The 7743-nt window shown below is 72.1% G+C and carries 7 protein-coding genes; 3 read left to right on the top strand and 4 right to left on the bottom strand.

Annotated elements, in window-relative coordinates:
* Positions 1-105: 105 nt before the first annotated feature.
* From mhpA to ACWEVN_RS44310, 4 genes are read right to left on the bottom strand one after another with little or no spacing between them, the layout of a single operon-like run.
* Positions 106-1614 (bottom strand): bifunctional 3-(3-hydroxy-phenyl)propionate/3-hydroxycinnamic acid hydroxylase MhpA, encoded by a 1509-nt coding sequence (mhpA, locus tag ACWEVN_RS44325; protein ID WP_452055287.1) that lies wholly within the window; start codon positions 1612-1614, stop codon positions 106-108.
* A 7-nt stretch (positions 1615-1621) separates the two neighbouring features.
* Positions 1622-2824: a phthiocerol/phthiodiolone dimycocerosyl transferase family protein gene (locus ACWEVN_RS44320; RefSeq protein WP_452055286.1), complete on the bottom strand. Its 1203-nt coding sequence runs from the start codon at positions 2822-2824 to the stop codon at positions 1622-1624.
* Positions 2821-3573 carry a thioesterase II family protein gene (locus ACWEVN_RS44315; RefSeq protein WP_310968483.1) on the bottom strand — a complete coding sequence of 251 codons (753 nt, stop codon included), beginning with the start codon at positions 3571-3573 and terminating at the stop codon, positions 2821-2823. Before ACWEVN_RS44315 ends, ACWEVN_RS44320 begins: the two co-directional genes overlap by 4 nt.
* Positions 3574-3619: 46 nt before the next feature.
* Entirely contained in the window at positions 3620-4894 is a 1275-nt protein-coding gene (locus ACWEVN_RS44310; RefSeq protein ID WP_452055285.1) for a cytochrome P450 family protein, read from the bottom strand.
* A gap of 263 nt (positions 4895-5157) precedes the next feature.
* Between ACWEVN_RS44310 and ACWEVN_RS44305 the strand changes: the two genes are divergently transcribed.
* Genes ACWEVN_RS44305 through ACWEVN_RS44295 form a run of 3 tightly spaced genes read left to right on the top strand, consistent with a single transcriptional unit; the run spans position 5158 to position 7591 of the window.
* Positions 5158-5976 (top strand): SAM-dependent methyltransferase, encoded by an 819-nt coding sequence (locus tag ACWEVN_RS44305; protein ID WP_449688138.1) that lies wholly within the window; start codon positions 5158-5160, stop codon positions 5974-5976.
* Positions 5977-5990: 14 nt separating this feature from the next.
* Positions 5991-6683: a thiamine pyrophosphate-dependent enzyme gene (locus ACWEVN_RS44300; protein ID WP_452055284.1), complete on the top strand. Its 693-nt coding sequence runs from the start codon at positions 5991-5993 to the stop codon at positions 6681-6683.
* A complete protein-coding gene (locus ACWEVN_RS44295) occupies positions 6680-7591 on the top strand; it encodes a transketolase family protein (protein ID WP_449688140.1) in 912 nt (303 codons plus the stop codon). The genes ACWEVN_RS44300 and ACWEVN_RS44295 overlap by 4 nt, the downstream gene beginning before the upstream one ends.
* Positions 7592-7743: the final 152 nt, after the last annotated feature.

Here is a 7743-nt window from a genome sequence, read left to right as displayed (position 1 = left end):
TCCCCCTGTCGGTGGAGCTGCGCCGCTTGTTGGCGGGCTTGGCCTTTTACGGACACCTGCCGACTTTTGTGTGGTGGTAAGGCGGGTTAGAACCCGCCTTACCACTCACGACATGGTGACCACAGCGGTGCGCAGGCTGTTTCGCAGAGCGTCCACCAGGGCGTCGAGCCCGCCCGGGCCGGCCGTGCCGAAGACGTGGTAGTCCGGCCGCACCAGCACCGACGTCGCCCCGAACCGGGCCAGGAACGGCCGGTAGACGTCGTCGACGTCCACCCCCTCGTCGAGCCGGACGACGTGCGTCCCCAGCTCGGCGAGGAAGTCCGAGCCGCCCGCCTCGGTGGTCAGCAGCACGAAACCCCGACCCGCGACGTCGTCGAACAGCCCGGTCGCCGCGCCCACCCGCACCCGGCCCTGCGGCACCACCACACCCGCACCCGGGCTGTCGTGGAGCAGCCCGCCGGTCAGCGGTTTCGCCGGTTCCGGCCGGCCCGCCGGCTTGCCGCGGCGGTTGGCCAGCACGGTCGCGTCCCGCTCGGCGGCCGCCGCCGGGTCCGTCACGCAGATGACCCGGCCCAGTTGCACCGACGCCAGGATGGCCTCCCGGGCCTGCTCCCGGCGCTCGTCCCCGTAACTGTCCAAAAGGGACTCCGAGGCCAGGCCGCGGAGCGTGAGGTCGAGCTTCCACGCCAGGTTGGTGACGTCGCGGATGCCGGAGCACATGCCTTGCCCGGCGAACGGCGGCATCAGGTGCGCCGCGTCGCCGGCGAGCAGGACGTGCCCCACCCGCCACCGGTCGGCCCACCGCGCCTGGAAGATGTAGGTGGTGCTGCGCAGCAGGGTGGCGGTCTCGGGCGTGACGCCGTAGGGGGCCATCAGCCGCCACGCCGTCTCGTCCTTGTTCAGCTCGGCCGCGCTTTCGCCCGGCAGGCGCATGAATTCCCAGCGACGGCGGCCGGGCCCGCTGCCCACCAGCGTCGTGGGCCGCGCCGGGTCGCAGATCTGCACGTTCGTCGGGACGAACTCCCGCGGCTCGTTCAGCTGGACGTCGCAGAGCAGCCACTCGTACGAGAAGCCGAGGTCGGTCACCGGCACGTCGAGGTGCTCACGCACGAAGCTGTTGGCGCCGTCGCAGCCCACGACCCACCGCGCCGAGATGGTCCGTGACACCTCGTCGGCGTCGGTCGCGGTCACCTGGACCAGCGCGTCGCCGTCGGCGATGGCCACGACTTCGTGCCCGCGCAGCACGGTGATCCCGGGCAGGTCCCGGACCCGCGCCGCGATGAGCTCCTCCAGCGCCGGCTGGTGCATGGTGTTCGCGTCCGGCCAGCCGTAGCGGCCTTCGGTGGTGAAGGCGATGTCCAGCAGCGCCTGCCCGTCGGCGGTCTGCCACTGGTAGCCGTTGGCCGGTGCGGTGATCCGCCCGAGGTCCGGGCCGATGCCGGTGGCGGCCAGCAGCCGCGCGGTCTCGCCGTCGAAACTGGTCGCCCGCGGCAGCTGGTACGGCCGGGGCCGGCGCTCGAGCACCGTCACCCGCCAGCCGCGCTGGGCCAGCAGCACCGACAGGGTGGCGCCGATCGGGCCGTTGCCGACGATGACGACGTCCGTGTCCGTCACGAGCACCTCACAGGTCGCGGGTCAGGCGGGCCAGCCGTTCGCGCAGGCAGCCGACGCGCTGCGGCAGCGACGGATCGCCTTCGGGCCAGCCCAGGTCGATGCCCACCCGGCCGCCGAACGTGCTCAGCACGTAGCCGCCGAGCGCGATGGTCTCCCGCATCCGGGACGCCGAGTGCAGGTTGGTCAGCCGCAGGCCGTCCGGGGTGCGCATCGGCGGGGCGACGCCCCAGTTCATGATGCTGACCACGGCGAGCGCGAGCTTCGGGTCCCACGGCTTGGCGGCGGCGGGCTTGCTGAACATGTCCAGGATGCTGCGCTGCACGGACCCGTCGGCCAGGCCGGCCCGCAGCTGCTCGCCGATGGCCCGGCCGATCGAGACGGCGTCGTGCGCGATCCCGTCCGTCACCTGGAAGGCGACCCCGCCGAGCACGTTGGTGCCCTCGGTCGCGCCGACCGGCGGGGTCAGCCTGCCGCGCAGGTTGACCGAGTACCGGTAGACGAGGTCGGTCAGCGGCATGTCGCGCAGCTCGGCCTCGGCGAGCAGGACCGCGCCCGACACCAGGCCGTTGATCGTCACCTTCTCGCGGTGGCCGAGGTTCGCCAGCGCCGTCGATTCGGCTTCGGTCAGCCGGTGCTGGACGACGTGGCGGACGACCGGGTCCGGCCGGCTCGCCGCCGGTGGCGGGGCCAGCGGGGTCGCCGGGCCGCTCGGGTGGATGCCGCGGTCGGCCAGCAGGTCTTCCAGCGACCGCGGGTACGGCTGCCGGCCCAGGTCGAGCGGCACGCCTTCGACGACGTCGGTGTAGCTGGACCACAGGGCCGCGAGGATCGCGGTGGCGTGGTGGGCGTCGGCGACGCTGTGCTGGATCGCCAGGCAGACGCTGGCTTCCTCGCCGTCGCGGACGACGTTGAGCGCGCTCAGCGAGCGGCTCTGGTCGAGGTCCAAGCCCGCCAGTGGCCGGGACGGGTCGCCGTCGGCGAACCGGATCTCCGGCTGCGCGTCCGACTCCGTCAGCACCGCGCCCTCGCCGGTGAACTCCACCCGGGCCGAGAGCTGGGGGTAGGCGCGGCAGACCGCGGCGAACGCCGTGGTCAGCGCCTCGGGGTCGAGCCGCCCTTCGGCGCGCACGGTGTAGCCGATGTAGGCCTCTCGGACGGCGTGAACGCTCTCGCTGGGCGCCAGCGCCCGCCGGACCGCGGCTCGGGTCACGAAGTCCTCCCGGTGGATCCGGTCAGCGCGGGGCCGGCCAGCTTCTCCGTCACCGTGGCGATGATCGGCGCGGCCTGGTCGACCAGGAAGAAGTGCCCGCCCGGCAGCACCCGCAGGTCCGCCGGCCCGGTGGTGTGCTCTTCCCAGGCCCGGGCCTCCTCGACCGAAACCCGCGGATCGCGGTCGCCGGTGAACACCGTGACCGGGCAGTCCAGCCGGCGCCCGGGTTCGTGCCGGTAGGTCTCGACCGCGCGGTAGTCGCTGCGGATCGCGGGCAGGACCATGGCGAGCAGTTCGGGGTCGGCCAGCATGGCCGCGTCGGACCCGCCGAGCTTGCGCAGCTCGGCGACGAGCCGGTCGTCGGACACCCCGCGGAAGTCGTCGTCGCGGTAGCGCGAGGGCGCCCGCCGCCCGGACGCGAACAGGTGCACCGGCGCGGGCAGCCCGGCGTCGGTCATCCGCAACGCCACCTCGTAGCCGATGATCGCGCCCATGCTGTGCCCGAACAGGGCCAGCGGCCGGTCGTCGACCGAGCGCAGCACCTCCAGCAGCCGGTTCGTCAGCCCGGCGATGCTGTCGACGGGCGGCTCGTGGCGCCGGTCCTGACGGCCCGGGTACTGGACCGCCAGGACCTCCACCGCGGGAGCGAGGGCCTTGGCGAGCGGGAAGAAGAAGCTGGCCGAACCACCGGCGTGCGGCAGGCACACGAGCCGCGCCCGCGCGTCCGGGGCCCGCTCGAAACGGCGCAACCACTTCTCGGTGTCTGGTCGGTGCACGGTGGTGCTGCCTTTCGGGCTAAACGAGCTTCAGGGGGAGCGTCTTGGTCCGGGTGAACGCCGGCCGCAGGATCCACGGGATCTCTTCGCGCGGCACCGCGAGGGCCAGGTCCGGGAACCGGGTGAACAGCCCGTGCAGCGCCACCTCGGCCTCCTGGTAGGCCAGGTGCTGGCCCAGGCAGCGGTGGATGCCCTTGCCGAAGGACAGGTGCATCTCGTTGGTGACGCTCAGCCGGTCGACGATCAGCTTGTCCGGCTCGTCGAACTTGCGCGGGTCGGTGTTGGCGGCCAGCAGCAGCGGCGCGACCGGCGTCCCCCGCGGGATCGTGACGCCGCCGAGCTCGACGTCCTCCGACGGGAACCGCGCCTGCGTGAACTGGAGCGGGCCCAGCCGCTGCAGCTCGCGCACGGCCTGCGCCCACAGCTCCGGCTCGGCCTTCAGCCAGGCGAGCTGGTCGGGGTGCTCGAGCAGGAACAGCACCGAGTTCCCGATCAGGTAGGTCGTCGTCTGGTGCCCGGCGGTGACCAGGCTGAACAGGATCCCGACGATCTCGTCGTCGGACACCCGGCCCGGGTCCTCGGCCTGGGCCTGCACGAGCGCGGTGACCAGGTCGTCCTGCGGTTCGACGCGCCGGCGGGCCATCAGTTCCCGCGAGAGGGCGATGCAGTGGCGCAGCGCGGGCGGGATGTTCGGCGCGTCCATGGTCGCCATGGCGTTGCCCCAGGCGTGCCAGGCGGCGCGGTCGGGCTCGTCGATGCCGACCAGCTCGCAGATGACCGTGACCGGCAGCGGGAAGCAGAACTCCTCGACGATGTCGACCGGCGAGCCGTCCTTGCCCTGCTCCGCCATCTTGTCGAGCAGGTCCTCGGTGATCTTCTCGACGCGCGGGCGCAGCGCGTTGACCCGGCGCGCGGTCAGCGCGTACGAGACCAGCTTGCGCAGCCGCGTGTGGTCCTCGCCGTCGGCGGTGTTGAGCTTGTTCGCCATCCACGGGATGAGGTCTTCGGGGAAGTTCATCGCCTTGAAGACGCCGTCGCGGATGTCGGCCAGCGGCGAGTCTTCCGGCGGGTTGGTGAGGAAGCGCGGGTCGGTGAGGACCGTGAGGACGTCCTCGTAGCGGGTGGCCAGCCACATGTCCGGCCCGCCCATCATGGTGCCGAGGTTCAGCGTCCCGGTGTGGGGCAACGGCTCCTCGCGCAACCGCGCGTACCAGCCGAACGGGTCGGCGACCACTTCCGGTGAGAAGAGGTCGACCGGCTTGGCCGAAGGCTTGGCGGTGGCGGTCATGGCCATCCCTTCCTGGTGCCGACGCGGGCGGTCCCGCTCGCGTGCGCGGCGGGCCCGGATTCGGACGGTAGGGAAGGGCGGCCCGGTTGAGCATCCCCCAACCTGACAGTGCTGCGATCCTGCATCCTTTGTGGACGGTCGGGGTGCGCCGCGGTGCTATCAGAACGAGGGATGCCCGGCCGGCCCGGCCTCACCTACTCTCGCCCAAGACCTTGCAGGCCAGGCGTTGATCGACACGCGGTCACGCGAAACGATGCTTAGGGGTACTGGTGACGAAGCCGACTCCGAACGAGATTGGCCAGGGCTACGACGCTTTCGCGGACCTGCTCGACCAGCTCTGGGGCGAAAATCTGCACCACGGGTACTGGGACGACGAGTCCGCGACGCTCGAAGAGGCCACCACCCGGCTGACCGACCGGCTGTCCGCGATGCTGCCGCTGCGGGCGGGCGACCGCCTGCTCGACATCGGCTGCGGCAACGGCGAGCCGGCGATCCGGATGGCCGTCGCGAACGACGTCATGGTCACCGGCATCTCGATCAGCGAGAAGCAGGTGGAACGCGCGAACGACCGCGCGTACAAGGCCGACGTGGACGACCGGGTCGTCTTCGAGTACGCCGACGCGATGGAACTGCCCTACGAGGACGGCTCGTTCGACCTCGTCTGGGCGCTGGAGTCGCTGCACCACATGCCGGACCGCTGGCACGTGATCCGCCAGGCGGCCCGCGTGCTGCGGCCGGGCGGGCGCCTGGCGCTCGGCGACTTCCTGCTCGTGCCGGGTCCCGCCGGACTGGAGGCCGACCGCGAGCGCGTCGCCGAGGTCGGCAAGGGCGTGGTGTCGGTCGTCTCGCTCGAGGAGTACCAGGCCCACCTGCGCGAAGCCGGCCTCGAGCCCGAATCGGCCGAGGACGTCAGCGAGTTCACCCGGCCGTCGTGGGCCAAGGCGGCGGAGCGGTTCGAGGCGCTGCGGGAGCAGGCGCTGCAGCACATCGAGGCCGCGCAGTTCGAGGTGACGCTCGGCCGGTTCCGCGCCTTCAGCGACGAGCCGTCGCTCGGTTACGTCCTCCTGACCGCGCGCAAGCCCGAGTGAGGAAGCCCGAAACCATGCAGATGACCGAAGAGAATCTCCGCGGCCTGTTCGGCCGGATGACGGGGGACGAGAAGCACGGGTGGGCCGCGGCGTCGACGTTGCACGCGATCTGGGTGCTCTACGAACGCGTGCTCAACGTGTCGCCGGCCAACATCGACGACCCCGACCGCGACCGGTTCTACCTCTCCAAGGGCCACGGCCCGATGGCCTACTACGCGGTGCTCGCCGCGAAGGGCTTCCTCGAGCCGGAGACGCTGGACACCTGGCGGCAGTGGGATTCGCCGCTGGGCATGCACCCGGACCGCAACCTGGCGCCCGGGGTGGAGATCAGCAGCGGCTCCCTCGGTCACGGCCTCCCGCTCGGCGTCGGCACCGCGCTCGGGCTGCGCGCCCAGGGCCGCGACGCCCGCGTGTTCGTCCTGATGGGCGACGGCGAGTTCGACGAGGGCAGCAACCACGAGACGATGTCGATCGCCGGCCGGCTCGGGCTCGACCGCCTCACCGCGATCGTCATCGACAACAAGACGGCCAGCCTCGGCTGGCCGGCTGGCATCGCCGCGCGCTTCGAGCTGGAGGGCTGGGCCGCGACCACGGTCGACGGCCGCGACCACGACGCGCTGGAGAAGGCGCTGACCGGGGAGACCGACGGGCGGCCGCGCGCCGTCGTCGCGGAGATCCTCCCGATCGAGGAAGGGGCCGGCGCATGACCGCCCAGGTGACCAGGAAGCAGATGCGGACGGTCTTCGCCGAGACGGTGATCGAGTCCCTCGCCACGGACCCGCGGGTGGTCATGCTGACCGCGGACATCTCGTCGTGGTTCTTCTGGGACGTGAAGAAGGAGTACCCGGACCGCGTCCTCAACTTCGGCATCCGCGAGCAGGCGATGATCGACATCGCCGGCGGCTTCGCGCTCGCCGGTCAGCGGCCGGTGGTGCACACGTACGCGCCGTTCCTGGTCGAGCGGCCGTTCGAGCAGATCAAGATCGGCCTCGGCCACCAGGACGTCGGTGCGGTCCTGGTCAGCGTGGGCGCGTCCTACGACGACCCGTCGTGGGGCCGCACCCACCAGGCACCGGGCGACGTGGCCCTGCTGGACACGCTGCCCGGCTGGACGGTGCACGTCCCGGGCCACGAGGACGAGGTCGCCCCGCTGCTGGCCAAGGCCATCGCCGGCGACAACCGGGTCTACGTCCGGCTGTCCGAGCGTGCGAACACCGAGTCGGTGCCGGTGTCGGCCGAGTTCACGGTGCTGCGCCAGGGCGGCAAGGGCGTCGTCATCGCCGTCGGCCCGGTGCTGGACCAGGTCCTGGCCGCCACGGCCACGGCGGACGTCACGGTGCTGTACGCCTCGACGATCCGCCCGTTCGACCACGCGGGCCTCCGCGCGGCGGTGAACGCGGCGGCCCCGAACGTGGTCCTGGTCGAGCCGTACCTGCGCGGGACGTCGGCGTTCGAGGTGACCGAAGCGCTGGCCGACGTGCCCCACCGCCTGAGGTCGTTCGGAACGTGGCGCGACCGCGAGGCCCGCGTCTACGGAACGGCCGAGGAACACGACCGCCTGTTCGGCGTCGACGCCGAATCCCTGGCGGCTTCGATCGCCCGTTTCGTCGGCTGACGCTTACGGCGACCGGAACCGGCCGGCTCCCCGCTGCACCGCACCCCCAGGCGGTCCGGCGTGGAGCCGGCTTTCGCTTGCCCCCAAGCGCCCCAATGTGGCGTTGGTTGCGTCCAACGCACCCAATGTGGCGTTCGGTGCGTCAGACGCAC

This window comes from Amycolatopsis sp. NPDC003861 (assembly GCF_053605405.1).
Note: the sequence above shows the minus strand (reverse complement) of the source record. Positions and strands in the feature narration are given on the sequence as shown.